This window comes from Candidatus Latescibacterota bacterium, from assembly GCA_020633725.1.
Taxonomy (GTDB): domain Bacteria; phylum Krumholzibacteriota; class Krumholzibacteriia; order JACNKJ01; family JACNKJ01; genus VGXI01.
Genome location: JACKDC010000005.1, coordinates 81,907 through 107,996, shown reverse-complemented (window position 1 = coordinate 107,996; position 26,090 = coordinate 81,907). Strand labels below are relative to the sequence as shown.

At 68.9% G+C, this 26,090-nt stretch carries 16 protein-coding genes; all 16 read right to left on the bottom strand.

Features of this window, described 5'->3' with window-relative positions; all coding sequences use genetic code 11:
* Window positions 1–119: 119 nt before the first annotated feature.
* Window positions 120–2,582 (bottom strand): hypothetical protein, encoded by a 2,463-nt coding sequence (locus H6693_11540; GenBank protein MCB9516818.1) that lies wholly within the window; start codon window positions 2,580–2,582, stop codon window positions 120–122.
* 48 nt (window positions 2,583–2,630) lie between these two features.
* Window positions 2,631–4,763 (bottom strand): hypothetical protein, encoded by a 2,133-nt coding sequence (locus tag H6693_11535; GenBank protein MCB9516817.1) that lies wholly within the window; start codon window positions 4,761–4,763, stop codon window positions 2,631–2,633.
* A 336-nt stretch (window positions 4,764–5,099) separates the two neighbouring features.
* Window positions 5,100–8,210 (bottom strand): T9SS type A sorting domain-containing protein, encoded by a 3,111-nt coding sequence (locus H6693_11530; GenBank protein MCB9516816.1) that lies wholly within the window; start codon window positions 8,208–8,210, stop codon window positions 5,100–5,102.
* Between the two features lie 573 nt (window positions 8,211–8,783).
* A complete protein-coding gene (locus H6693_11525) occupies window positions 8,784–11,891 on the bottom strand; it encodes a T9SS type A sorting domain-containing protein (protein MCB9516815.1) in 3,108 nt (1,035 codons plus the stop codon).
* Window positions 11,892–12,292: 401 nt separating this feature from the next.
* Window positions 12,293–14,470, bottom strand: coding sequence for a glycine--tRNA ligase subunit beta (locus H6693_11520; protein ID MCB9516814.1), 2,178 nt, complete (start codon window positions 14,468–14,470; stop codon window positions 12,293–12,295).
* Window positions 14,463–15,353 carry a glycine--tRNA ligase subunit alpha gene (locus tag H6693_11515; GenBank protein ID MCB9516813.1) on the bottom strand — a complete coding sequence of 297 codons (891 nt, stop codon included), beginning with the start codon at window positions 15,351–15,353 and terminating at the stop codon, window positions 14,463–14,465. Before H6693_11515 ends, H6693_11520 begins: the two co-directional genes overlap by 8 nt.
* Before the next feature lie 25 nt (window positions 15,354–15,378).
* Window positions 15,379–16,155, bottom strand: coding sequence for a DNA repair protein RecO (recO, locus tag H6693_11510; protein MCB9516812.1), 777 nt, complete (start codon window positions 16,153–16,155; stop codon window positions 15,379–15,381).
* Window positions 16,156–16,160: 5 nt separating this feature from the next.
* On the bottom strand, window positions 16,161–17,519 hold the full coding sequence (mgtE, locus tag H6693_11505; protein MCB9516811.1) for a magnesium transporter: 1,359 nt from the start codon (window positions 17,517–17,519) through the stop codon (window positions 16,161–16,163).
* A complete protein-coding gene (locus tag H6693_11500) occupies window positions 17,516–18,160 on the bottom strand; it encodes a DUF502 domain-containing protein (protein MCB9516810.1) in 645 nt (214 codons plus the stop codon). Before H6693_11500 ends, mgtE begins: the two co-directional genes overlap by 4 nt.
* Complete coding sequence (locus H6693_11495; protein MCB9516809.1) at window positions 18,157–19,467, bottom strand: HlyC/CorC family transporter; 1,311 nt, start codon at window positions 19,465–19,467, stop codon at window positions 18,157–18,159. Before H6693_11495 ends, H6693_11500 begins: the two co-directional genes overlap by 4 nt.
* 4 nt (window positions 19,468–19,471) lie before the next feature.
* On the bottom strand, window positions 19,472–19,945 hold the full coding sequence (gene ybeY, locus H6693_11490) for an rRNA maturation RNase YbeY (protein ID MCB9516808.1): 474 nt from the start codon (window positions 19,943–19,945) through the stop codon (window positions 19,472–19,474).
* Entirely contained in the window at window positions 19,899–22,208 is a 2,310-nt protein-coding gene (locus H6693_11485; GenBank protein ID MCB9516807.1) for an HDIG domain-containing protein, read from the bottom strand. The genes ybeY and H6693_11485 overlap by 47 nt, the downstream gene beginning before the upstream one ends.
* Entirely contained in the window at window positions 22,205–23,188 is a 984-nt protein-coding gene (locus tag H6693_11480; protein ID MCB9516806.1) for a PhoH family protein, read from the bottom strand. Before H6693_11480 ends, H6693_11485 begins: the two co-directional genes overlap by 4 nt.
* A gap of 93 nt (window positions 23,189–23,281) precedes the next feature.
* A complete protein-coding gene (locus H6693_11475; protein ID MCB9516805.1) occupies window positions 23,282–23,785 on the bottom strand; it encodes a LysM peptidoglycan-binding domain-containing protein in 504 nt (167 codons plus the stop codon).
* 33 nt (window positions 23,786–23,818) lie between these two features.
* Complete coding sequence (locus H6693_11470) at window positions 23,819–24,103, bottom strand: hypothetical protein (GenBank protein ID MCB9516804.1); 285 nt, start codon at window positions 24,101–24,103, stop codon at window positions 23,819–23,821.
* Window positions 24,104–24,285: 182 nt separating this feature from the next.
* On the bottom strand, window positions 24,286–26,064 hold the full coding sequence (gene aspS / locus H6693_11465; protein ID MCB9516803.1) for an aspartate--tRNA ligase: 1,779 nt from the start codon (window positions 26,062–26,064) through the stop codon (window positions 24,286–24,288).
* Window positions 26,065–26,090: the final 26 nt, after the last annotated feature.

Here is a 26,090-nt window from a genome sequence, read left to right as displayed (position 1 = left end):
CCGTCCCGTTCCTTCCTAGCTGTGACCGGCGCCCCGGTCCGCTGCGATGAGCGACGGAGGGGCCGCGGTGATCAGGTCCCACTCCCGAACGATGCGGCGTCCCTCCGTCCAATGCCTCGTTACTTCACCATCCCGAACATGTCGATCAGGATGTGATCAACCAAGCCCTGCGCCTCGTCCTGGGCCAGATAGTAGGGCGTGAAGCCCAGCAGCACGCTGGGCGCCTCAGGGTTGCGCTGCGACACCACCGCGATCGCGTGCTTGTGCGTGCCCGCGGGCAGGGAGTACTTGAGCTCGTCAAAGTACTCGCCGGCGGCCGTCAGCCAGCAGTGCTGGTGGACCGGCGAAGACCCCCAGCGCGTGGTGGAGTCGGCCGGCTCGTAGGTGAGCAAGGGGATGTACTGGTTCGTGCGGTAGTTCAGCGGCGGGTCGAACTTGCTGCGGAAGTAGTCCCAGTTGTAGATCTCCACGTTGGCCAGGCCGAAGGGATCCGGATCGCTGCCGTCGAGGCAGTCGAAGTCCTCGGGGTCGTTGTAGTGCGGCCCCGCCTCCGTGAACCACTGGTAGACTTCCGGACGGAAGCGCAGCGTGTCCGCCGGCGCCCAGCCCACGGTGTTCGGATACACGTCCAGCTCGTTGCCGGGATAGCCCGCGCCGTAGAGGCCCCAGAAGGTGCGCGTCGTGGTCCAGTCCTGGCCGGTCCACGTGAAGGTCCTCGGCGCGGGGTCCGATCCCCGCACCACGGCGTCGAGGCCGAAGTAGCGGTAGGGCAGGAAGCGCTGGACGGCCGCCACGGACTCGCTCGCGGTGCCGCCCGAGTAGCCGAGGTGCTTGAGGAAGGCCATGGGCGTCTTGCGCTCGTAGCCTTCCGTGCCCATGTCCCCGGTGCCCGGCAGCATGGCCACCACCGGCGCGCTGCCGCAGAGCAGCACCTCGCCGCCCCGACCCATGAAGGCCGAGAGGTAGTCGAAGGGCACGCTGCCGCCCCTGTAGGCGTCCACGAAGCGGGCCACGCGTCCCAGCCCCGACTCGGTGGCACCCTGCTCCTTGACCTCCCAGATCAGGCGCTTGTAGCTCGCCACCACCTCGAAGGGCGGCTTGTTGTTGATGGTGCTCACCCGGAAGAAGTCGACGATCGGATCGTAGGCGGGGTACTCGGTCAGAATGTGATCCCAGAACGCCTTCTGCTGCGCGTTGTTGTGCGCGAAGGTGCCCCAGTACAGGGGATTGTTCGAGGTGCCCCAGCCGATCTCGGTGGCAACGTTGGAGTAGTCGTCGATGAGCAGCAGCTCGCGCTCCATGGTGAAGGGCACGACGAAGAGACGGAAGACCACGCGGGTCGTCGTGCCGGAGTAGTCGCGCGCCTCCAGGTAGAAGACGTGGGTGCCCGACACGAAGCTGGTCTGGCTGGACGTGTTCGCGAGCGACCAGCTGCTCCACTCCGAGTCGTTGGTCGTGTCCAGGATGTCCCAGCCGAAGCGGTAGCCCGTGATCTCGCTGCCGTACTCCGCGGCGCTGGCGCTCCACTTCAGGTTCAGCGGCTGGTCCTCGGCGATCGTGAAGTCGTAGGTCTGATTGGTCCGGCTGACGCGCTGGCCCAGCACGGGCTCTTCGACCGTCACCGTGGGCTGCAGCGAGGCCAGAACGCGAATCTTGCGGAGGTTCGTGCCGTCCTGGTAGTGGCTGGTGATCGCGCCCGCCTCGTCCTTGGACTGCACCAGGAACAGGTAGAGTCCCTGGCCTTCGCCGGCCGACGAGGGGGTCAGGCCCGTCACCAGCGCGCGGCGGCCGCCGAGGTTGGTGTCGAGGGAGTCGACCTCGTCCCACTGCCGCCACTTGCTCCAGATGGAGGAGGGCAGGTCGAGCAGCCTGCCGCCGGACTGGGTGTCGATCCCGTAGTCGCCCTTCTGGAGCAGCGCGAAGCGCGTGCTGTCGGGGTCGATGATCGTGCCGTTGCCCACCGAGTCCCGGCCCGACCACTGGAAGAAGATGTCCTGCGGCATGTTGTCGTAGCCGCCCGGCGCGCCAACGTTGGCGGGGTGGTTGATCTCGACGGTCGGCGCGATGGTGGTGGCGGTGAAGGTGCGGTGCGCGGGGATCGTCGAGTGCGCGCCGTCCTCGTCCACCGCGCGGATGAAGAACGTGTGGTGCGCGCGGAAGAGGAAGCGATCGCTGCCGTAGAAGTAGATCGAGTCCTCGGGGACGTCCTGCACGGGAATGGAATCGGCGCTCACCGAGAGGATCGTGTCGTGCACCTCGATGGAGTTCCAGCTGTAGTCGACTTCCGGGAAGCTCTGATCGAGCGCGGCGATCGTGTCGTAGATGTTCTCGTCGATGAGCAGCGAGCCCGTGACCTCGTCGTTGGTCACCAGGTACTCGAAGTGGTCGACCCGGCCGTCGGGGTCGTAGCCGTTCCAGTAGAAGTGCACCTTGTAGTTGACGTTGGGCGCGTTGTTGGCCGGGCCGCTGGAGAGATAGACCTCCGGCGCGCGGTTGGCGTACTCCGTCGTCCCCGGGGTGTCGCAGCCCACCGCCCCCCAGATCACTGCCGAGAGAAGGAGCAGAATCGACGTGATGCGCATGTGTGTCTTCCCGTGTTTGGCGCCGTCCGCGCGGCGCCGATCGACCCGCTACGGGGCCATGTACTGGATGTCCAGGGGCGCGGAGCGGGGCTGACCCACGCGCCCGATGTTGTTCAGGCCGAGCTGCCGCTGCGCCTCGTCCTCGATGTACTCCGTGAGCACCTGGGACGAGATCGTGTTGCAGAACTTCCCGGTGAACGTCTTGGGTCCCAGGTAGAGCGGCGTGGCGGCCGGCCCGTTGGAGAGCGTGAAGACGCCTTCCTTGATTCGGAGCTGTACGGTGAAGCCGCCGCTCGCGGGCGGGTCCGCGTTGCCGGGGAACACGGCCCTCCAGAACTTCACGGTGGTCTCGTTCGCCGGCTCGAACTTGTCGGTGACGAACTGGAAGCTGCTGTTGCTGAAGTCGGTGTCCACCAGATCCCACCAGGCGCGGCCGAGCTGGGCCGCTTCGCCGTTGCGCGCGTCGTCGTGGCCATGGAAGGTCAAGGTCAGGTTGAACTCGTTGTTGAAGTCCGGCGCGCCGCCCACGCTGTTCGGGAGCACGGTGTAGGTCCTGGCCACGGAATCCCAGTTCACGCGCTCGCCGGGCTGCAGGACGAACTGACCGTGCAGGTTGATCCGCACCGGATCGCCGGGAGGCAGCGTCGTGAGGTTCACCGTGGTGGTCGAGTTCACGTAACCCAGCACGATGCTGTCCACGTGCGACGAGAAGCCGCCGTTGAAGGTCACCGTGGCAGGGGTGCCGTCCACGCGGTCGAAGTAGTCCTGGCTGTAGCCGTAGACGATGTAGTTCACCGGCATGATGTTCATCTCGAAGTCCGCGCCGGCCTCGCCGTAGCGGTCGAACTCCAGGACCTGCGGGTACCCCTCCGCGCCGCCGCCCGGATAGCGACCATCCGAATCCGCGCTCAGCGGATAGGCGTTGCTGAGGTTGTTCGTCTTCCAGGTGTAGCCCATCTGGAAGCGCGTGCGGTTGGGCTTCTGGTACTCGCCCTGCGGATCGCCCGGATCGCTGGCGATGAGGGGGTCGTCCACGTCCCAGCCCTGCCAGTAGAAGCGGACCCAGGTGTTGTCGCCCCAGGGCAGCGTGTCCTGCACCGCGTAGTGGAAGCCCGCCGGCGCCGGACTGCCGTCGGGGAAGGTGTCCACGCGCACGGCGTTCACGCCGTAGGTCGTGAAGCTGTCCTGCGGGGAGGCCTTGAAGCGGACGAAGAGCGGGTAGTCGTCGGCGCCGTCCCAGGGCCGCAGCCGGGTGTCCGGGTCGCGGTTGAGCACGGGGGCCACCACGCCGCGCAGGTGGTCGAGATTGGTGTCCAGCAGGGACTCGACGCCGGCCAGGTCGATGGCTTTGGCCTTGATCAGATAGGTCCCGAACTTGTAGCGCGCCTTGATCTCGTCGACCGCATCCTTCAGCTCCGCCGGGCTGTCGGTGGCTTCCACCTGGGCGAGGATGTCGTTGTCGAATTCCAGCGTGACGGCCATGGAGTCCTGCAGGCCGTAGTACCTGGCGTCGACGTTCGCCTGGCCCTCGGGGACGTCGGGCGGCGACACGACCTGGTAGGTCCAGAGCGGTTCGCCCAGCACCGTGCGGGGCTCGAACTGCGGATCGTCGCCGGAGGCCCACCGGTAGCCGAGGATGTAGCCGTTCTCGGTGGTGGCCGTGAAGCGGCAGGAGAAGGACTCGCCCGCGTCCAGCGTGTCGGGCGGCGACTGCAGCCAGATGATCTCCGGACGCGCGTCGACGCTGGAATAGAAGTAGAGCCGCGCGGGCACCGGGTCGCGCTTGCCCTGGTCGTCCACCGCCGTGATGTTGAAGGTCACGTCGCGGGACGTGCCGCCGTTGTCGTTCGCCTGCATCGTGAAGACCGAGTCGGTCTGGGTCGTCAGGTGCGTGGCGTCGAAGAGGCCCTCGCGCAGGATGCGATCCTCGGCGGTGGTCTCGGGGTTCCAGGCCGCGAAGTACGCGCGGGAGGAGTCGGTCCAGGCCCAGAGGAAGTACGCGACCTGCCCATCCGGATCTCGCCCGTACCAGCTCAGGTGAACCTGGAAGCCATCGAACAGCGACTCCACCGGCGCCGCGGTGACGTAGGTCTCGGGCGCCTGATTGCGGTCGAAGAGCTCGGGCAGCTCCCGCCGGCAGCCCAACCCCGTCGCCAGAACCAGGTTGGCTCCGACCAGCAACAGGGTCTTCCAGCGGCGGTCAATCCCCAACATATTGATACGCGCTCCTTCCACGTGGCGGGTGGAGTATCACGGCACGGGGGCAGGCATGAAGTGGGGTAAAGCGGGTGTAATATAGGGAATTGGGGGATTTGAAGTCAACCCGAATCCCCCTTTCGCGAGCTCGCCGCGAGGGCCGAGGCGGCAAGGAAACGGCCCGGCGGCACTGCCGCCGGGCCTCCTCTCAAACCCCCCGCGAGCTCCTACCCCGCGGGTCCCTCTAGCCTTGGTCGCGAGCGAGCCTCGTGTCCGGGTCGCGCCCCTTCGAAGCGGGGCGCGAGAGGACACGCGATTGCGTCACTTCAGGAGGACCATCTTCTGGCTCTCGCTGTAGTCGCCCGCCAGGAGACGGCTGAAGTAGACGCCGCTGGCCAGCTTGGCCCCGCCGTCGTCCCTGCCGTCCCAGACGATCTCGTGCTGTCCCGCCTCCATCCGCGCGGAGGCCAGCAGGCGCACGCGCCGGCCGCTGAGGTCGTAGACGGCCAGGTTGACCTGCGCGTCCTCGGCCAGCCCGAAGCGGATGCTGGTGGTCGGGTTGAAGGGGTTCGGATAGTTGCCCTGCAGCGACGTGTAGGCCGGAACGTCGTCCGCGGCGTCGGGCGCCGTGTCGGGCTGGTAGCTGGCCAGGTTCGCGAGGACGTCCCCCACCATCTTGCGGGAGTAGTCCACGCCCTGCGCCAGGCCGTAGCCCGCGTCCCAGATCTGGAAGTAGCCGAAGGGGTTCAGAAGCGTGCGGTTGTTGTGGCCGGCAGGGCTCGTGGGCGAGCCGTTGCCGTCGGGGTCGCGATTGTAGATGCCCGCCACCGCGCCGGTGCCGCCGTCGTTCTCCCAGGCGTGGCTCTCCTGCGCGAGCGCGCCGTTCACGCCGATCACGCTGAAGTTCTCCACGGAGGGGCAGCCGCCGTCCACCCAGAAGGTCGGCGACGCGCCCAGCCACTCGAGGGCGGGATGCGTCGCGTAGACCTTGGGCACCTTCACGCCGGTCACGTCGTCGATGTACTGCCCGTCGAAGAGCAGGCTCGCGCCCAGATCGGTGCTCAGGAAGCTCTCGCTGTTGCCGAGGTCGTTGGCGATCTCGCAGCCGAGCGCCCAGAGGAAGGTGTCGTGGGAGCTGTTGGAGAGCCAGTCGTCCAGCAGCACCGTGTCGAAGGTCTTGTCCTCCGGCAGCGCGTTGCTGAAGGTGTAGGCTGGCAGGTTGCTGCTGTCCCAGACGATGACGTGGTACTGGTCGATGTCGCCCTGCTCGGCGCGTCCGCTCAGACCGTTGTTGAGGCCGGAGCTGGGCGCCTGGGTCGTGTAGACGTCGTAGGTCGAGTAGCCGTTGTAGCGGAACGCCTCGTCCCACCAGGGCTTGTCGCCGATGTTGTCCTCGCAGTAGAGCATCGTCACGCCGGCCGTGGGCAGGCAGCGCACCGTGTAGTAGGCGCGCAGCAGCGGGTTGGTCGCCGTGGCGTAGCGCGGACGCGTCTCGATGATCCCCGTGCCGGACTCGGCGCGGTAGAAGAACTCGATCACGTCGCCCGCCTCGAAGTACTCGTCGTTGAAGTCGAAGGCGAAGCTCCCCGGCGACACCGTCCCCTGGTAGCTGGCCGAGTCGGCGAGCAGCGCGTTGAAGGTGATGCCGTTGAAGCTGGCGGTGCCCACGTGCGGCGACCAGATGCCGTCGCTGTCGTCGGGGTCGCCCATGGCGGGATCCACGGAGCCCGCGTGGGGACCGTCGACGACCCGGAACCAGCAGTAGAACTCCGGACGGTTCTCGCCCGTGGGGTTGCTGGCGTTGGTGGCGATGCCGCCGGCCAGGTCCATGTTGAGTTCCACCACGGTGGAGTCGCCGATCACCAGCGTGCTGCTGCCCTGCGGCGCGATGTCGTCGCTGTTGTCGATGCGCACCTTGCCGGTGCCGGCGTCGGGAAAGTTGTCCTGGAAGCGGCGGAACTGGTCCACGTTCCAGGCCACGGCCGACGCGTCGATCACCTTGAGCTGCACGTTGTCGTAGTAGGGCGCCGGCGTGTGGCCGGTGCCGTCGCCGTTCTGGTTGCACCAGACCGGACAGCGGTCCACCGCGCGCAGCTGCACCATGAGGCCGGTGATCGTGCCGCCGTTGGCCGACTGCGCCACCTCGAGCGTGATGTTGCGGTCGGCGGGGAACCAGATCTTGTCGTCGCCATAGTAGCTCACCTGGTCGTCGGCGAAGTCGCCGGGACAGGGCAGCTCGGCGGTCACGGCGGAGATCCCCCACTTCTCGAAGATCAGCGAGTTCAGCGGCATGTCCAGGTAGACGAGGTACTCCAGGTTCACCTGCGTGGACGGGGTGATGCTGAGCGGCACGCCGTTCGGATCACCCGCGTGGTGCGCGGAGTCCAGCACCGGGCTGCGGACCGCCGTGTCGATGTAGGGCGGGCCGTAGGCCGTCACCGGGATGGGGTACTCCGGGTTCGTGGTGTTCAGGTCGAAGAACGCCCACGCGTAGGTCGAGTTGACCACGCAGATGTCCTCGGAGAAGAGGCTCGAGTAGAGCTGTCCGAAGCTGCCGGCGCCCGCGGGGACGGTGAAGGCGAACTCGGCCGGCACGACGCCGCTCTCGAAGTCGGCCTGCAAGGTCGTGACGCCGTCGGCCACCAGCTCCACGTTGTCGAGCCACACGGCGCCGATGTCGGTGACGAAGGAGCCGTCCTGGTCCGACCAGCCGCCGTCCGACTGGAAGTGGAAGAGCACGTCGCCGAAGCTCCCGCCCGGGAAGTCCGCGGCGTGGATGGTGACGCCCAGGTCCTGGTAGGTCTGCTCGCCCGAGACGTCGAGGCGATAGACTTCCTGCGCCTGGCCGTCCACCTCGATCTCCACGGTGAAGAAGTCGTAGGTGTCGCCTTCGAAGTCGCTGTTGTAGGCGAAGTTCACACGCAGGCTGTCGCTGAAGCCCGACTGCGCGACGGCGACGTACTGCTGCCAGTCGTTGCCGTAGCCCGTGCCGTGGATCCAGCCGCAGACGCTGCTGCGCCCGCACCAGAGGGCGTAGTCGTTGACGGCGTCACCGGCGGTCCACGGCTGACCCGCGGCGCTCATGTCGGTGCCGTGACCGTCCACCAGGCCGGCGTCCTCGAGGTGCCACCAGGAGCCGTCCTGGACGGTCAGGTCCACCGGCGTCCAGCCCGCCGTGGCGGGTCCGCCGGCGCCGTCGTCGAAGGTGAAGCCGCGGGCGTCGGTGCCGGGCGATCCGAAGGAGCCCGGGCCCGAAGCCGCGAAGAGAAAGAGCGTGTCCGCTCGCGTGCTGGCGGCCGGCGCGAACTCCTTCGCGGGGCCGTCGAGCTGGAGGTGATCGCGAACGTCCAGCGCGGCGGGGCGAGCGGCCGCCTGCAGAGGCAGGGCGAGCGCCAGCAAACCGAGCAGGATTGCGAGGCTGCGTCGAGTCATGGTTTCCCCCAATCATGGGTGTGTGGTGAGGAAACCGGCGACTCGGCGCGGAGTCGCTCCGCCTTCGAGTGGAGCCCCGTGCTGCGGACGTGGGACCGAGGATCGCTTGCCCGGTGTCTCGGCCCCCACTCCCGCGGACCCCGTGGCCCTGCGGTCACCCGATCGGCGGCGCATGCTGCGCCGAGTATCCGGCCTCCGAGGCGAGTCGCCTCGAACAACCGGCAGGGCCATTGCAGCCGCCGTACCGACTCGCCCGCGAGCCGGCCCGGTAACCCATTGCCGTTGGGCCACTTGAGAAATTACTGTTGTCCGCTTGGCTGTAAAAGCCGTAAAAGCTGTTGCGGATCCGCAGAACTCTTTCGGGCGCGCGCCCGCATGCCTCGCATCCCGTTGTCGACAAAGGCTTTCGGCGATCGTTGGGCGGGGTCGCGCGCGGGGCGGAAACCGAAAGAGTGTTGAGGGCAAAAGAAGAGGGGGAGCCTTTCGGCTCCCCCTCTCTCGCATGCTAGCGAGGGGATGCTTGGGTCGAGTGCCTCACGAAGTGTGAAGCGAGACCAAGCATCCACGAGCGCACTACTTGAGCATGACCATCTTGTCGGTGGCCGTGAAGTCACCGGCGGTCAGCTTGTAGAAGTACACACCGCTGGCGACACGGGCACCACTGTTGTCCGTGCCGTCCCAGGTGGCCTGATGGTCCGCACCGGCGGCCATCCGCTCGTTGACGAGCTCCTTCACCAAACGGCCGCCCAGGTCGTACACGTTGAGGTGCACCTGGCTGTCCGCCGAGAGGGCGAACTTGATGGTGGTCGTCGGGTTGAAGGGGTTCGGGTAGTTGCCCTTCAGCGCGGAGCTGGCGGGCACCGTCTCGGCGCCATCCGGGTTGGTGTTGGGCTGGAAGCCGCAGAGGTTCGACAGCACGTCACCGACGAGGCGGTGCGCGTAGCTGTAACCATCGGCGACGCCGAAGCCCGCATCCAGAACCTGGAAGTAGCTGAACGGGTTGAACAGCGCACGGTTGGTGTGACCACCCGGGCTGCTGGCGGTGCCGTTGCCGTCCGGATCCTGGTTGTAGATACCGGCCTTGGCAGTGGTGCCGCCGTCGTTCTGCCAGGCGAACGCCTCGACAGCCAGCGGGTTCGTCGAGTTGACCTCCACCAGGTCGAAGTTGTCGATGGTCGGGCAGCCGCCGTCCACGAGGAAGTAGGGCTGCAGGCCATTGATCTCAAGGGCCGGGTGGGTGGCGATCGCGGTCGGAACCTTGATGCCGGTCAGATCGTCGTAGTAGCCACCGAGATCGAGGTGGTTCGCACCCAGATCGTCCTGCAGGAAGGAAGGCTCATCGTCCAGGTCGCTGGCGAGTTCGTCGCCCATCACCCACAGGCAGGTGTTGTGCGAGCTGTTGTTGAGCCAGTCATCCAGCAGATCGTCGTCGAAGGTGATGTCATCGGGCAGAGCGTTCTGGATCGTGTAGCTGGGCAGGTCACCGCTGTCCCAGGTGATCACAGTGTACTGATCGATGTCACCGATCTCCGCGCGGCCGCCGAGTCCGTTGTGCAGACCCGAGCTGGGCGCCTGCGTCGAGTAGATGTCATAGCCATCGTACCCGTTGTAGCGGAACGCCTCCTCCCACCAGGGCAGGATCGCGTTGCGGTCGTCGCAGAACAGCATCGTGGCGCCGGCCGTCGGCAGGCAGCGAACCCGGTAGTAGGAGCGCAGCAGAGGATCCGTGCTCTCCGCGTAACGGGGACGCGTCTGCGTCGTGGCGTTGCCCGACGTGCCCTTGTAGTACAGCTCGATGATGTCGCCACCCTCGAAGTAGTCCTCGGCGAAGTCGAAGGCCCAAGCGCCGGGGCTGTTCGTGCCCTGGTAGCGGCACGTATCGGCGATCGCGACGTTCCAGGTCTCGCCATTCACAACGGCGGTGCCGACGTGGGGCGAGTAGATGCCGTCGCTGATGTCCGGGTCGCCCATCGCGGGGTCGGTCGAGCCCATGTGCGGGCCGGCCACGACGCGGGAGTACATGTACAGCGAAGGACGGGTCTCTCCAGGGACGCTCGTCACGTCGGGCATGATGCCGCCGTCCAGGTCCATGTTCAGCTCGATACGGGTCGAGTCGCCGATCACCAGCGTGGTGCTGGCGGTGGGCTGCACGTCGATGGAGCTGTCGATGCGGACCTTGCCGGTGCCCGCCTCGGGGAAGTTGTCCTGGAAGCGACGGAAGACGTCGATGTTCCAGGCGATCGCCGAGGTGTTCACGACCATCAGCTGGACATTGTCGAAGTAGGGCGCCGGGGTGTGGCCCGTACCGTCACCGTTGGTGTTGCACCACACGCCGCACTGGTCGACGGTGGTCAGACGCACATCCAGACCGGTGATCGTGTTGGGGCCGGCCGACGTCGCGACGTCGATCGTGCCATCGATGTTCCACTGGGCCCAGGCGTTGTCGTCACCGTAGTAGACCGTGTTGTCGTTGGCCCAGGGACCCGGGCAGCTCAGCTCGACGGTCTCGGCGGAGATGTAGTACTGGTAGAAAATCAGCGCGTTCAGAGGCAGATCGCGGTAGACGTCCCAGTACAGCAGAACCTGGCTGTCCGGACCCATGACGCTCTGAACCGACACGCCCGTGGCGTCGTCCAGGGCGTGCGCCCGGTCGAGGATCGGGCTCTGGATGCCGTTGTCGAAGTAGGGCGGGCCGTACGCGGTCACCGGGATCGGGTACTGCGGATCGGTGGTGTTCAGATCGAAGAACGCCCAGGCATAGGTGCCGTTGGTGAAGCAGACGTCCTCGGAGAACAGACCGGAGTACAGCGCACCGTAGATGCCGGCACCGGCCGGGCTCGTCGCGTTGAACTCGGCGGGCTCGTTGCCATCGTCGAAGTCCCACGCGGAACCGGCGACGCCGTCCACGAACAGGGCCACGTTGTCGATCCAGACGGCGCCGATATCGGTGATGAAGGAGCCGTCCTGATCCGACCAGCCGCCATCCGACTGGAAGTGGAAGATGACCTTGTCGGAGCCGTCGGTCAGGGTCTGCGAGTAGTGCAGAACCGCCTGCTCGCCGCTGACCGCATTCTGGAAGAGCTCGACGGGGTCGTTGGCGCCCATCTTCGAGAACAGCGTGAAGAAGTCGAAGGTGTCACCCTCGAAATCGCCAACGTAGTCGAACTCGACGCGGATGCTGTCGGTGTAAGCCGGCAGCGACAGCTCGAGGTCCTGGTTCCAGCTCGTGCCGTAGCCAGTGGGATTGATCCAGCCGCACTGGTCGAACTGGCCGCACCACCAAGCATAGTCGTTGGCCGTCGTGCCGCCGCCGAAGTCGCCGGCCGACTGCAAGTCGGTGCCGTGACCGTTGGTCAGCGTCAGGGCCTCGACATGCCAGTAGTCGCCGGCCTGAGCGGTGAGATCGAGCGTGGTCCAGCCGGCCGTCGCGGGCCCGCCGGAACCGTTGTCGAAGGTGTAGCCACGCGCGTTGGTACCGGGCATGCCGTAGGCACCGGGACCGGAGCTGGCGAACAGGAAGAGCGTGTCTTCCCGGGTGTTCGCAGCCGGCACCTCGGTGACCGACGGGGCGTAGTACTGGAAGTTCACACGCGTGTCCTTCACGACATCGCGCGCGAGCCCAGCATTCGCCGCCAGGGCCACGAGAGCGAGGCTAAGGGTCAGAGAGAGGATCCTCTTCATGTTACCCCCCATTTAGGCAATGGTTGTTCGAGACGAATCAGTCGGGCCAGATCCGGATCCAGCCCGTGGGGCAGCTTGGACAGAAACTTCGCACCCCCGAGACCGCTATGATCCGGGACGGGGGCCCCCGCCCGGAAGCGCTGCGGCACCGCAGGATCGCCGCAACCGTCTCCGGGAGTCCCTGGACACGACGTGATAAGCACCAGGAAGGCTTGGCATTTCCCAACCTGCTCACTCGGGCCCAGACACGAAGGCCTAATCCAAGTTGTAATAGTTTACCTGCGTTGGAGTTGGGCTGTCAAGCCGCGAGGATGTTACGCCCCCGCGCTACCCATCGATTCCCAGAATGCCCTTGACAGCCGATCCGCGGATGTGCGGGGCGCAGGCGAACCGAGCGTGGCTCAGCGGACCGGCGCCGTCCCCTCCCGCTCGCCCTCCAGCACGACCCGCGAGAAACTCGCGAAGTGGAGGAAGATCTGCGCCAGGTTGCGCAGGAAGGCCAGGCGGTTCGCCCGCAGCCCCGGATCCTCGGCGTTGACCATGACGCCCTCGAAGTAGGCGTCGATGGCCCCGCCCAGATCCGCCAGCCGGCGATAGGCGCTGCCGTAGTCCCGCACCTGGGCGGCCGCGTGCAGTGCCGCCGTCGCCGCCGCCACCTCGGCGTGGAGCTCCCGCTCCGGCGCCTCGACCAGGGCGGCGGGATCGTAGTCGTAGGGCAGGCCGGCACCGCCGCGGGCCCAGCGTTCGAGGTCGGGGAAGGCCCGGTCCGCGCTGGGCGCGATCTCCGCCTTCGCCAGGATGTTGCCCACGCGGCGCGCGCCGATCACCAGCTGCTCGAACGCCGCGTCGCCTCGCAGCCCGTTCAGCGCCAGGGCCCGCCCCCGCAGATCGAGGACCCGCGTCTCGCCGCTCTCCACCACCGCGTCGAAGATGTCCGCGGCGACGCCCTCCTCCTCCAGCAGCCCGCGGAAGCGGCCCAGCATGAAGTCCATCAGGGCGGGGCGCAGCTCGCCGGCGCGGAGCTGGGGGAAGCCCGCGATGGCCGCGTCGAGCAGGTCGGCCAGGCAGAGCGGCAGTTCCGTCTCCACGAGCAGCCGAAGCGTGCCCAGGGCCTGACGGCGCAGCGCGTAGGGATCCTTCGAGCCCGTGGGCGCAAAGCCCGCCGACCAGAAGCCCACGAGGGCGTCCAGGCGATCGGCCAGCGCGAGCACCGCGCCCTCGCGGGTCGCCGGCAGGCGGTCGCCGGCGAAGCGCGGCAGGCAGTGCTCGTGCAGCAGCGCGGCGCGCGCGGGGGCGACGCCCTCCGCCAGCGCGTACTCCCGTCCCATCAGGCCGGACAGCTTGGTGAACTCCTTGCCGTCCTTGATCATCTCGCTGGCCTGGTCGGCCTTGCAGTAGCGCGCGGCCCAGTCGAGCGCGTCCGCGTCCAGCGCGGGGCCGTCCGCCGGCAGCTGCTTCGCGATCGCGGCCGCCAGGACGCGCAGCCGCTCGCAGCGCTCGGCCAGGCTGCCGTAGCCCTCCATCCACAGCACGCTCTCGAGCCGCGCGCGGAGGCCCTCGAGGCCCGCGCGGCAGTCCTCGTCCCAGTAGAAGCGCGCGTCCGCCAGGCGGGCGGCCAGCACGCGCTCGTTGCCCTTGCGCACGACGTCGGGTTCGGGGCGCTCGCCGTTCAGGATCACGACGAAGCGCGGGAGCAGCGCGCCGTCCGCGCCCTCCACCGAGAAGTAGCGCTGGTGGGACTTCATGGCCGTGGTGACGACCTCGCGCGGCAGCGCCAGGCTGGCCTCCGCGAAGCCGCCCACCAGGGCCACGGGCCACTCGCTGAGGTAGTTGACCGTGTCGGCGAGCTCGTCGTCCTCGACGAGGCGGCCGCCCTCCGCCGCCGCCGCGCGGCGGGCGGCGCCCAGCAGCGCCTCGCGACGGCGCGGCGGATCCGGCTCCACGCCGATCTGGCGCAGGCGCGCGGCGTAGTCCGCGGCGCGCGGGATGTCCACGCGCTCCACCCCGGACTGCCGCCGGCCCCGGCTCTCGCGGCCCGCCTCCAGCGCGCCCAGGCGCAGGGGCAGCACCGCGTCGCCGAGCAGGGCGACGATCCAGCGGATCGGCCGCGGGAAGCGCAGGGCGCCGTCGCCCCAGAGCATCGTCTTGGGCCAGCGCAGGCCGGTGACGAGCGCGGGCAGCTGCTCCGCCAGCAGTTCCGCGGCCTCGCGGCCGCGCAGCTGCCGCCGCAGGGCGACGTAGCGGCCCTTGGGAGTGTCGACGACGTAGAGGTCCTCGGGCGCGCCGCCCTGGCCGCGGGCGAAGCCGAGCGCGGCCTTGGTGGGCTCGCCGTCCTTGAAGGCCGCCGCTTCGGGCGGGCCGGTCACCTCTTCGTCGCGGTCCTCCTGCCGCAGCTGCAGGCCCTCCACCAGCAGGGCGAGACGGCGGGCGGTCGCGAATCGCTGGATGCCCCGCTGCGCCAGCCGCTGCTCGGCCAGCCAGGCCTCCAGGCCCTCGGCGAGCTGGGCCAGCGCGCCGGGCAGGTAGCCCACCGGGATCTCTTCGGTGCCGATCTCGAGGAGGAAGTCCTGCTCAGGCATCCCGCGTCACCGTCCCCTTCGCGAGCAGCGGGAAACCGAGCGCCTCGCGCTGGGCCATGTAGGCCCGCGCCGCGCGCCGCGCGAGATTCCGCACCCGCGTGATGTAGCCCGTGCGCTCGGACACGCTGATCGCGCCCCGCGCCTCCAGCACGTTGAACATGTGCGAGCACTTGATCACGTAGTCGTAGCCCGGAGCCACCAGACCCGCCTCCAGCAGGCGCTCGGCCTCGGCCTCGAAGCGGCCGAACAGCTCGAAGTGCAGCGGCACGTCCGCGTGCTCGAAGTTGAAGCCGGAGAAGTCGCGTTCGAAGGCGCCGTTGACGTCGCCCCAGGTGAGCCCGCCGCCCCAGTCCAGGTTCATCACATGGTCCACGCCCTGCAGGTACATGCAGATGCGCAGCAGCCCGTAGGTGAGCTCGGCGGTCACGGGACTCAGCTCGTAGCCGCCCACGGACTGGAAGTAGGTGAACTGCGTGATCTCCATGCCGTCGAGCCAGACCTCCCAGCCCAGACCCGACGCCCCGAGGGTGGGACTCTCCCAGTCGTCCTCCACGAAGCGGATCTCGTGCCGCTCCAGGTCCACGCCCATGTGCTGGAGACTGCGCAGGTAGAGGTCCTGGACGTCCGGCGGCTCCGGCTTCAGCACGACCTGGTACTGCAGGAACTGCTGCACCCGGTTGGGATTCTCGCCGTAGCGCCCGTCCTTGGGACGCCGGCTGGGCTCCACGTAGGCCGCGCGCCAGGGCTCGGGGCCGAGGACGCGCAGGAAGGTCGCGGGATTGAAGGTCCCCGCCCCCACCTCCGAGTTGTAGGGCTGCAGCAGCACGCAGCCCTGCTCGGACCAGAACTGGGACAGGCGCAGGATCATGTCCTGGTAGGTCATCGCACTCCTTCTTCCTTCCGCAGCGCTAGCCGGACGGGTCCTCGTCCGCCGGCAGCCCGCCCAGCATGGCCAGGGAGCGCGGCAGGCGATAGCCGGGCAGATGACGGCTGAGGGCGAGGTGCAGCAGACGCCCCACCCGGGCGCGCGCCGCCGGCGGCGGCAGGTGCCCCGAGAGGGCGGCGGGCCGGGCGAGGAAGATGGACAATAACCAGTCCCTTTCCTCGGGCGCAAGCGGCAAACCCTCGTCGGGATGCCGCGCGCAGGCGAAGACGCCCTCGCCGGGCAGGAAGCGCAGCGTGTCCCGCGCCATGGGTCCGCCGCAGAGGCCGCAGCGCTCGAGGTCCGTGCCGGCGGACACGCCGTGCAGGCCGAGCAGCCCCACCTCGAAGGAGAAGAAGGACGCCCAGCCCGGCTGCGCCGCGCCGGTGAAGAGGTCCAGGTACTCGTCCAGCAGGGGGTAGAGCCCCTCGAGCGCCTCGCCCTCCTCGGTGGTGGCCATCACCAGCTCGAGCGCGGCCAGGCGCAGGCAGAGCGGCTCGAGCGCGGCCTCGGGACGGGGCAGCGCCCCGCGCGCCGTGGCCTCGCGCAGCAGATGCAGCCCCCCGCGGCTCTTCAGGTAGATCAGCAGATCCAGCGCGGCGCCGGCCTGCAGCAGACCCCGCAGCCGGTTCTTGCCCTCGCGCGCGCCCTTGGCCACGGCCCTGAGCAGCCCGGCCTCCTCGGTGAGCAGCACGGCGATGAGACTCGTCTCCCCCAGCGCGTAGGTGCGCAGGACGCGGGCGGGCGTGCGCAGGAGGGCCATGGCGCTCAGGTCAGCAGGAAGCTCAGCTGATGGGCGATGAGCATGTAGATGGTCAGGTCCACGACGTCGTTGGTGGTGGTGACGAAGGGCCCGGTGGCGTAGGCGGGATCCACGCCGATGGCCGAGAGCACGATCGGCACCAGCGTGCCCGTGGTGGTCGCCCAGACCACGACGCTCAGCATCGAGAGCGACACCACCGTGCCCAGCCCGCGATCGCCCAGCCAGATCCAGACGACGAAGTAGGAGATCACCCCGATCACCAGGCCGTTCAAGCCCGACACGGTCAGCTCGCGCAGCATGCGCAGCCGCAGGCTGCGGCTCTTGACCTCACCGGTGGCGAGGCCGCGGACCATGATCGTGGCCGACTGGATCCCGATGTTCCCGCCCAGCGCCGTGATCACGGGGACGAAGAAGGCCAGCGTCAGCACCTGGCTCAGCGCGAGCTGGAAGTGGGCCAGGATGCGCGCGGAAAGCAGCCCGCCGAAGAGGCCGAGGATCAGCCAGGGCAGGCGGCCCGCGCTGATGCTGAAGAGGCTGCGCGCGTGGAAGGAGAGCGCGTCCACGCCCACCGCGCGCGAGAGGTCTTCCCAGGCCTCCTCGTCGATGACGTCGAGGACGTCGTCCACGGTGATGCGGCCCACGAGGACGCCCTCCGCGTCGACCACGGGCGCGGAGACGATGTCGTACTTGCGGAAGAGCGCCGCCACCTCCTCCTGGTCCATCGACGGCGTGACGGTCACCGGCACCGGCTCCATCAGCGCCTTGAGCGGCATCCCCGGGCGCGCCAGCACCATGTCCCGCAGGCTGAGCACGCCCTGGAGCTTCCGCGCGTCGTCCACCAGGTAGACCGAGTAGAGCTGCTTCACCTCGTCGGCCTTGGCGCGCAGCTCCTCGATGGCCTCGGCCACCAGCGCATCCTGGTTGATGGCCGCGAGCTCGGCCATCATCAGGTCGCCGGCGGTGTCCTCCTCGTGCTGAAGGAGTCCGCGCACCTCCTCCTCGGTCTCGTCCTCGAGGAGGTCGAGGACGCGCTCCTGCTCCTCGGGCTCGAGGTGGCGGATGGTGTCGGCGGCCTCGTCGGAGTCCATCTCCTCGACGATCTCGGCCAGCTCGCGATCGCTCAGCGCGTCGGCGATCTCTTCCTGGATGTGCTCGTCGACGCCGCCCAGCACCTCGGCCGCCATCTCCGGCTCGAGCAGGCGCAGGACCTCCTGGCGGCCCTCGCTGTCCATCTCGCCGAAGAGCTCCTCGACCTCCTCGGCGGGCAGCTCCGCCAGGAGCGCGCGCAGCTCGGCCGCGCGCGACTCGCCCGCGTCCAGCAGCGTCTCGATGCGCTCCAGCAGTTCGGCCAGGCGCTCGCTCACGGCCGCGGCTCCGGGACGGGCCGGCGGGCGGGCGCCGGCGCGGACGCGAGGGGCGTGGGAACGAAGGCGCCGCCCGAGATGATGACCTTGAGCGCGTCCTCCACGCTGAGGTCGAGGATGCGCAGGTCGCGCTCGGGGACCAGGAGCAGGAAGCCCGACGTCGGGTTGGGGCTCGTGGGGACGAAGACGTTGAGCAGGCGCTCGCCGTCGGGGTCGGCCGCGGGCGCCCAGCCCTGGGGCGTCACGCCGGACACGAAGCCGAGCACCCAGATGCCGCGGCGCGGGTACTCGAAGCTGACGACGCTCTTGAAGGACTGCGTGTTGTCGCGCACGAAGACGTCGAGGATCTGCTGCACGGCGCGGTAGATCTTCCCGGCCAGGGGCACGCGCGTCACGAGGAGCTGGTAGAGATTCAGCAGCCGCCGGCCGACGAAGTTGCCAGCGATGCTCCCCGCGATGATGAGCAGCAGCACCACCACGAGGAAGCCCAGCAGGGGCACGTCGAAGCCGAAGAGCCGCCGCTGCAGCGGGTCGAGGATGTTGTCGACGCCGTTCACGATCTTCCACAGCAGCCAGCCGGTGACCACCGTGGGCAGCGTGACGGCCACGCCGGCCATCAGGTACTTGCGCAGGCGCCTCATGCGCCCTCTCCCGCGGCGCCGGCCTTGCCCTGCTCGCGCACGGACGCGGCCAGGCCCTCGCCCATCATGATCACCTTGGCGATGCGCTGGCGCTGGACGCTCTCCACGCGGAAGGTGAAGGGCTCGAGCGCGAGCTCGTCGCCGGGCTTGAGGATGCGCCCGCAGTGGTAGAGCAGCAGGCCGCCCAGGCTCTCGAAGTCCTCCTCGCGCTCCACGAAGGTGTGGCCGACGATCTCGCCGAGCTCCTCCAGGTCGATCTTGGCGTCCACGCGGGCGGTGTTGTCGTCGATGAGCTCGAAGAGCCGCTCGTCGCGGTCGAACTCGTCGCGGATCTCGCCCACGATCTCTTCCAGCAGATCCTCCAGCGTGACGATCCCCGCCGTGCCGCCGTACTCGTCCACCACGATCGCCAGGTGCTGGCGCAGCGACTGGAAGCGGCGCAGCAGGTCGCCGGCCATCTTGGTCTCGGGCACGAAGTAGGGACGCCGCATCATGGACATGAGCGGCGCCGCCTGCGCGCCCTGGCTGCTCTCGGGGCGCAGCAGATCCTTGGCGTAGAGGATGCCCACCACGTGGTCCAGCGAGCCCTTGTAGACGGGAATGCGGCTGTGCCCGCAGGAGCCCACGAACGCGCGGGCCTCGGCGTAGGGCGTCTCGACGTCGAGGGCCTTCACGTCGATGCGAGGAATCATGACCTCGCGCACCGGCGTGTCGCGCAGCTCGACGATGGACGCGATCATCTCCCGCTCGCCCTCGGCGAGGATGTCCTCCCCCCCCACGTGCTCGACGAAGTCCTGCACCTCGCGCGCGGACACCAGGGGCCCCAGGGACTCGAGCCCCCGGCCCAGCCTGAGGCGCCGCAGCAGCGGTCCGAAGAGCACGTTCAACGGGTAGAGCAGGAAGAAGGCGGGGATGTAGACCCAGCCCAGCAGTCGCGTGAGCGTGCCGGGGTAGCGGGTGCCGAGGGCGCGGAAGAGCGTGATGGCCAGCAGCACCACCAGCACCAGGGCCAGCCAGAGCAGCACGAGCAGGGGCGCGGACAGGCGGCCGTCGGCGTCCGCCAGCAGCGGACGGAAGCGCAGCGCCCCGAGCATCAGGCTCGCCGCCATGGCGAGGAAGGGAAAGAGCAGCAGCGTCAGCGCGAGCTGGGCGGGCCAGTGCTCCTGGATGCGGGCGAGCACGCCGCGGCCGTCGCCCTCGAAGGCCTGGGGCTCCACGCGCAGCAGCGTGGTGAAGGCGGCGGCCGCCGCCGACAGCAGGCAGGTGGCGGCCAGGGCCAGCAGAAACCAAAGCGAAGCGGCGTCCACCGTGTCAGCTCCTTCTCTCGCGCGACCGGAAGCGCGCGGCGATGCGGCGCCGGTAGGGCGCCTCGGCGGACGCCATGCGCGCCGCCTCCTCGTCCTCCTCGTGATCCATGCCCAGTATATGATGAAGCCCGTGGATTACCAGCACCGATACCTCCTCGGCCAGGGAGTGCCCGGCGGCGGCGGCCTGGCGGCGGGCGGTGGGCACCGCGATGACGATCTCCCCCTCCGGATCCTCGTCGGGCGTCGCCTCGCCGCCGCTGTCGGAGCCGTAGGTGAAGCTGAGCACGTCGGTGGACGCGTCCTTGCCGCGGTAGTCGCGGTTGAGGCGGCGCATCAGGGCGTCGTCGACGAAGCTCAGCTCCACGCAGGCGTCGGCGGGACCCAGCGCCGAGGCCAGGTCCGCGAGCCAGACGAGCCACTCCGCCTCGGGATCAGCGAGTTCGGGGTGCTCCGGATTCGTCGCGATCCTGAGCCGCATGGGCTTCCTCCACGGCGGGCGCCTCGGCCTTGCCGCCATCGGCGGGCTGCTCGCGGTTCTCCTGCTTCTCCGGCTTCGCCCCCGGCGCCGGCTTCTCCGCCGGCTTCTCGGTGGGGTACTTGATGCGCGGGTGGTAGATGCTGAGCAGCGTCGTGATGAAGCTCTCGCGGATCCCCGCCAGGTCGCTGATGCTGAGCCCGCACTCCTCCAGCTCGCCCTCGGCCAGGCGCTTGTCGATGCTGCTGCTCACCACGCTGCGGATGTTGGCCGCGCTGGGCTCGCTGAGCGTGCGGGCCGTGGCCTCCACGGTGTCGGCCAGCATGAGGATCGCCGTCTCCGCCGACTGGGGCTTGGGGCCGGGGTAGCGGAAGTCGTCCTCCTTCACCTGGCCGTGAGAGTCCTGCTCCATGGCCTTGTGGAAGAAGTAGCGCATCACCGTGGTGCCGTGGTGCTCGGGAATGCCCTGGCGCACGATGCTCGGCAGCTTGATCTGATCCGCCAGCTCGAGGCCCCGCTTCACGTGGTCGCCGATGATGAGCGCGCTCATGTTGGGCGTGAGCTTCTCGTGCCGGTTCTTGAAGCCGCGGATGTTCTCGGCGAAGTAGTCGGGCTTGGCCAGCTTGCCGATGTCGTGGTAGTAGGCGCAGACCTTGGCCAGCAGCGGGTTGGCGCCGATCGCGTCGGCCGCCGCCTCGGCGAGGTTGCTCACCGCCAGGCTGTGCTGGAAGGTGCCCGGCGCCTCCACCTTCATGCGCTTGAGGATGGGCCGGTTCAGGTCCGTGAGCTCCAGCAGCGTGAAGTCCGTGGTCAGGTCGAAGATGCGCTCGAGCAGCGGCAGGATCGGCATCACCAGCCAGGCGCAGACCAGGCCGTTGCCCATGCCCTCCAGGCTGTCCTTGATCATGCCGTGCAGCTGGCCCTGGGCCAGGTGCACCGCGCCGACGCCCAGCAGATAGGCCAGCGCCACGAAGAGGATGCTCCGGTAGAGCTGCAGCCGGCTGCGCAGCTGCCGGATCGAGAAGCTGGCCGCGCCGCCCGCCAGGAAGGCCACCAGCATGGCCCCCGCCGGCGGCTGCGCCGTGACGCCCAGCAGCACCAGCGCGAAGGTGCTGACCATGACGGCCAGGGTCTCGTCGTAGAGGCCGGCCACGATCATGGCCACGAAGGTGATCGGCAGCATGTACTCGCCGCCGCCCTCCAGATCCAGCGCGAACTTGCTCACGCCCAGGAAGATGAAGAGCAGGATCAGCAGCAGCAGCGTGCGCCGCGGGTCCACGAAGAAGTCGTGCCGGTAGAGAGTAAGGAAGCGGGTCATCAGCAGCGTGAAGAAGACGAGCAGCAGCGCCTGGCCGGCGTGCAGCGCCACGATCCGCCAGGTGCTCTGCCCCTCGTGTCCCATCGCCGCCTCGAGTGCCGTCAGGCGGTCGAGGTGGTCCTGCGTCACCTGGACGTTGGGACTCAGGATGCGCACGCCCTTGGCGACGATCTGCTGCGTGGGCACGGCGTCGGCCGCGGCGCGCTTGCGCAGCTCGGTCTCGGCCGGATCCGCGAAGCAGTTGGGACGCAGGTGCGAACGCGCCAGCGAGCGGAACGCCGCGCGCTCCTCGCTGGTCCAGCCCGCCAGGGCGCTGGCCTTGCTCTGCAGCACGCGGCCCAGCGCGTCCTGGTCCACCACGGCGTCGGCGGGCAGCTGACGCTCGCCGCCGGTGCTGATCAGGGTGAGCCGCGGCTCGCCGCCGCGGCCCTGGATCGGCGACGTCCGCGAGTCGAGGATGCCGACCTCGAGCAGGCTGTCCACGGTCTGTTCCACCGCGTCGAGGATGCGCCCCGGGTGCTTGCTCGCGAGCAGCGTGGCGATGGCGTCGCGCTCGAGGCCCGGGTGCAGTCCGAGCAGGCGGTCGATGCCCTGGTCGCGGGTCTCGAGCGAGTCCAGCGGCTGGAAGCCGGCGACGTCCGCGCGCAGCCGCTCCAGCTTCTGCGCGAGCTGCCGCGCCACGGCCGGATCGCGCCGGTAGACGGGCGGCACCGACAGCGACGCCGCCGCGCGCTGCTCGGCCAGCACCGACGGCTTGATCGGCACGGGGAAGGAGATCGGCGCGATGACCTCCTCGCCGGTCTGCGTCACGTCCCCGAGCTTGTACTCGAAGTGCGGCGAGCGCGACACCGGCGGGTAGAGCATGGCCAGGCCGGCCACCAGGGCCACGCCGCAGAGGACGTTGATCAGAACGGCCAGCCGCGAAGCTCGCCGAGGGGAGCGGCTCATGCCGGGTCCTCCTGTTGCTGCCGGGCGGACGCCTCCACCTGCTCGAAGGCCTCGATGATCCGCCGCACCAGATGGTGGCGGACCACGTCGTTCTGGTCGAGGGTGATGAAGCGGATGCCCTCGATGTGGGCGAGGAGCTTGCTCGCCGCGATCAACCCCGAGCTCTCCGGGCGCTCGAGGTCGATCTGCGTGATGTCGCCGGTGATCACGGCCTGGCTGCCGTTGCCCAGGCGCGTGAGGAACATCTTCATCTGCATCATGGTGGTGTTCTGGGCCTCGTCCAGCACCACGTAGGCCGAGTTCAGCGTGCGCCCGCGCATGTAGGCCAGGGGCAGCGCCTCCACCACGCCGCTCTCGATCAGACGCTTGGTCTTGACCGCGCCGACCAGATCCGTGAGGGCATCGTAGAGCGGCCGGATGTAGGGGTCGATCTTCTCCTGCAGATCGCCCGGCAGGAAGCCCAGGCTCTCGCCGGCCTCCACCGCCGGCCGCACCAGCAGCAGGCGCTCCACCTTGCGCTCGCGCAGCAGGGCGAGGCCGTGGGCGATGGCCAGGAAGCTCTTGCCCGTGCCCGCCGGCCCGATCACGAAGACGATGTCGTGCGAGTCCATCGCCTCCACGTAGAGCTTCTGCCCGTAGGTCTTGGGCGTGACGGCCGCCCCGCGCCCCGTGTGGAAGACCGCCCCCTCGAGCTCGCTGAGCCGGCGGCCGTGTTGTTCGCGACGCAGGCCGAGGGCGTAGTGGACGTCCTGCTCGGACACCGCCCGGCCGGTCTTGGCCAGCTCGATGAGGTCCAGCAGCACGGCGGCCATCTCGTCGACGCGCGGGCGCGGACCCGTGAGCACGACCTTGTCGCCGCGCACGGTGATGCGGCCGTCGAAGTCCTCCTCGAGGATCTTGAGATGCCGGTCGCCCACCCCCAGCAGGTTGAGGGCGTCCACGTCGGCCAGGGACAGGGTCTCGCTGTGTTCCTTGGGCATCGCGTCCTTCAAGCAAAAACTCTTGACGCCCATGCGGGCGTCAAGAGTTGAGGCTGAGCCGGAGTTCGCGGCAAGCGCGGGGTCAATCTCGACCTAGCGCGGGATGTCGAACACCTGATCCGGATAGATGAGATCCGGATCGTGGATCTGGTCCTTGTTGGCCTCGTAGATCCGGGGCCAGAGCCAGGGATTCGCGTAGATCTGCTCCTTCTTGGAGATGTTCCAGAGGCAGTCGCCCCGCAGCACCCGGTAGTTCTTGGGCAGCGACTCGAAGTAGGCGATCTGCTCGCGCAGCTGGTCGAGCTTGCCGGCCTGGGCGGCCTGCTGGCTCTTGAGCTGCGCCAGATCGGACTTGAGCCGATCGATGTCCGCGCCCGAGGCCTCGGACTGGGCCTGCGCCGTGGCGGCGTTCAGGCGGTCGAGCTCGGCGGAAAGATCGTCGCAGTACTTCGCGCGCTGCGTGTCCGAGAGCTTGTTGTACTCCTCTTCGGTGTAGTAGTCGCCCGCGGTCACGTCGGCCTGGCGCGTGACCTTCTTGCTGCAGCCCGACGTTCCCAGGAGTCCCAGGGTCAGCAGGGCGAGGGCGGCGAGCAGCATCGTTCTCTTCATGGCGTGCTCCTTCCCGGGGGCCTAGCGGCCGCTCCCCTGCTTCAGCGTCTCGAGGCGCTGCTCGAGGGCCTGGTACTCGCTCTCGGTGACCACCTGCTGCTTGAGCGAGGTGATCTGCGTCTGTAGGTCCTGCTTCTGCTCGGCCATCTGCTGGGCCGTGGCCTCCGCGCTCTGATACTCGGCGCGGGCCTGCTCCACCTGGGCCGGCTCCACGTTGCACGGCGGGGCCGTGCCGCAGCCGGCCATCAGCCCGGCAGAGACTGCCAGGCCCAGGAAGATCCACCGTCGGCTAGTCGTGCGCTTCACTGCCTTCCTCCTTGCGTCCGGGGCGCGGGTGGCTTCAAGTCCTTGCGAATCAATTGCTTAAAGCCCACTGCCTCGACTGGAACAGAGTAGGCCCCGCCCCCAGGCCTGTCAAGGGCTATCGGCCCCCCGACACGAAAGCACCGGGGCAAGTTCCGTTCCAGTTAGCACTTAGCGGAATGCCCTCAGTCCTTCCGCTCCATGACGCGCAGATGCAATTCCTCCAGCTGCCGGGAGTCCAGCGGCGCCGGGCTGCCGACCATGAGGCTCTTGCCCTGCAGGGTCTTGGGGAAGGCGATGTAGTCGCGAATCGACTGTCCCCCGTCCAGGACCATGAGCAGACGGTCCATGCCCGGCGCGATGCCCCCGTGCGGCGGCGCGCCGTAGTCGAAGGCGCCGAGGAGGAACCCGAAGCGTCGCTCGGCCTCGTCCTTGTCGATGCCGACGACGGCCATCACCCGCTCCTGGATGTCCCGCCGGTGGATTCGGATGCTCCCGCTCGCCAGCTCCACCCCGTTGCAGACGAGGTCGTAGAGCTGCCCGTGCACCCGCCCCGGGTCGGACTCCAGAAACTCGAGGTCCTCGGGCGCCGGCATCGTGAACAGGTGGTGCATGGCCTCCCAGTTGCCCGTCTCCTCGTCCTGCTCGAACATGGGGAAGCGGTGCACCCAGAGGAAGCGGAACTCGCCGCCCGCCGTGAGCCCCAGCTTGGCCCCCAGGGCGCTGCGCACGGCGCCCATGGCGATGCAGGGCACCTCCCCCTGGTCGGCCACCATGAGCAGGAGGTCGCCCTCCTCGAGGCCGGCGGCGCGGATCAGCGCCTCGCCGGTCTCGCCCTCGAAGAACTTGGCCACGCCGCCGCTCAGGCCCTCGGCCCCGCGCTTCATCCAGGCCAGACCCTTGGCGCGGTAGGTCTTGGCCGCGCCCTCCAGGGCCTCGATGTCCTTGCGCGAGAAGCTCGCGCCGCCGGGCACGCGCAGGCCCTTCACGCTGCCGCCGGCCTCGAGCACGCCCTTGAAGGCCTGGAAGCTGCTGCGGGCGGCGACGTCCCCGAGGTCGGTGAGCTCGAGCGCGAAGCGGAGGTCGGGCTTGTCGGAGCCGAAGCGATCCATGGCCTCGCGGTAGCTGAGGCGAAGGAAGGGCGTCTCGAGCTCCCGGCCCATGACGCCGCGGAAGATCGAGCCCAGCAGGCGCTCCACGACGTCGAAGACCATGTCCTCGGTGGCGAAGCTCATCTCCATGTCGATCTGCGTGTGCTCGGGCTGGCGGTCGCCGCGCAGGTCCTCGTCGCGCAGGCAGCGCGCGATCTGGAAGTACTTCTCGTAACCGGCCACCATGAGCAGCTGCTTGTAGAGCTGCGGGCTCTGGGGCAGCGCGTAGAAGTGGCCGGGCTGCAGGCGGCTGGGCACCACGTAGTCGCGCGCGCCCTCCGGCGTGGAGCGGATGAGCAGCGGCGTCTCGATCTCGAGAAAGCCCTCGCCCGAGAGGAACTCGCGCACGGCCAGGGTCACGCGGTGCCTGAACTCCATGCGCGCGAGCATCTCGCGGCGGCGCAGGTCGAGGTAACGGTACTTGAGGCGCAGGTCGTCGGAGACCTCGGACTCCTGGAAGGAGTCGATGGGGAACGGCGGCGTCAGGCTGCTGTTCAGCACGCGCAGCTCCGCGACGAGCACCTCCACGTCGCCGCTGGGCAGCTCGGCGTTGCGCATGTCCGCCGGCCGCAGGCGCACGGTGCCGCGCACCGCCAGCACCCACTCCGAGCGCACCGGGCGCAGGGACTCGCGCAGCGACTCCGCCTCGCCGTCCACCACCACCTGGCAGAGGCCGCTGCGGTCGCGCAGATCCATGAAGACGAGCCCGCCGTGGTCACGCCGGCGGTGCACCCAGCCGGTCAGGATGACCTCGCGGCCCTCGTCGGCGGCGCCGAGCGCCGCGCAGGCGTCGCTGCGCTTCCAGTCCCCCAGGTTGTCCAGCACGCGTCCTCCTCGCC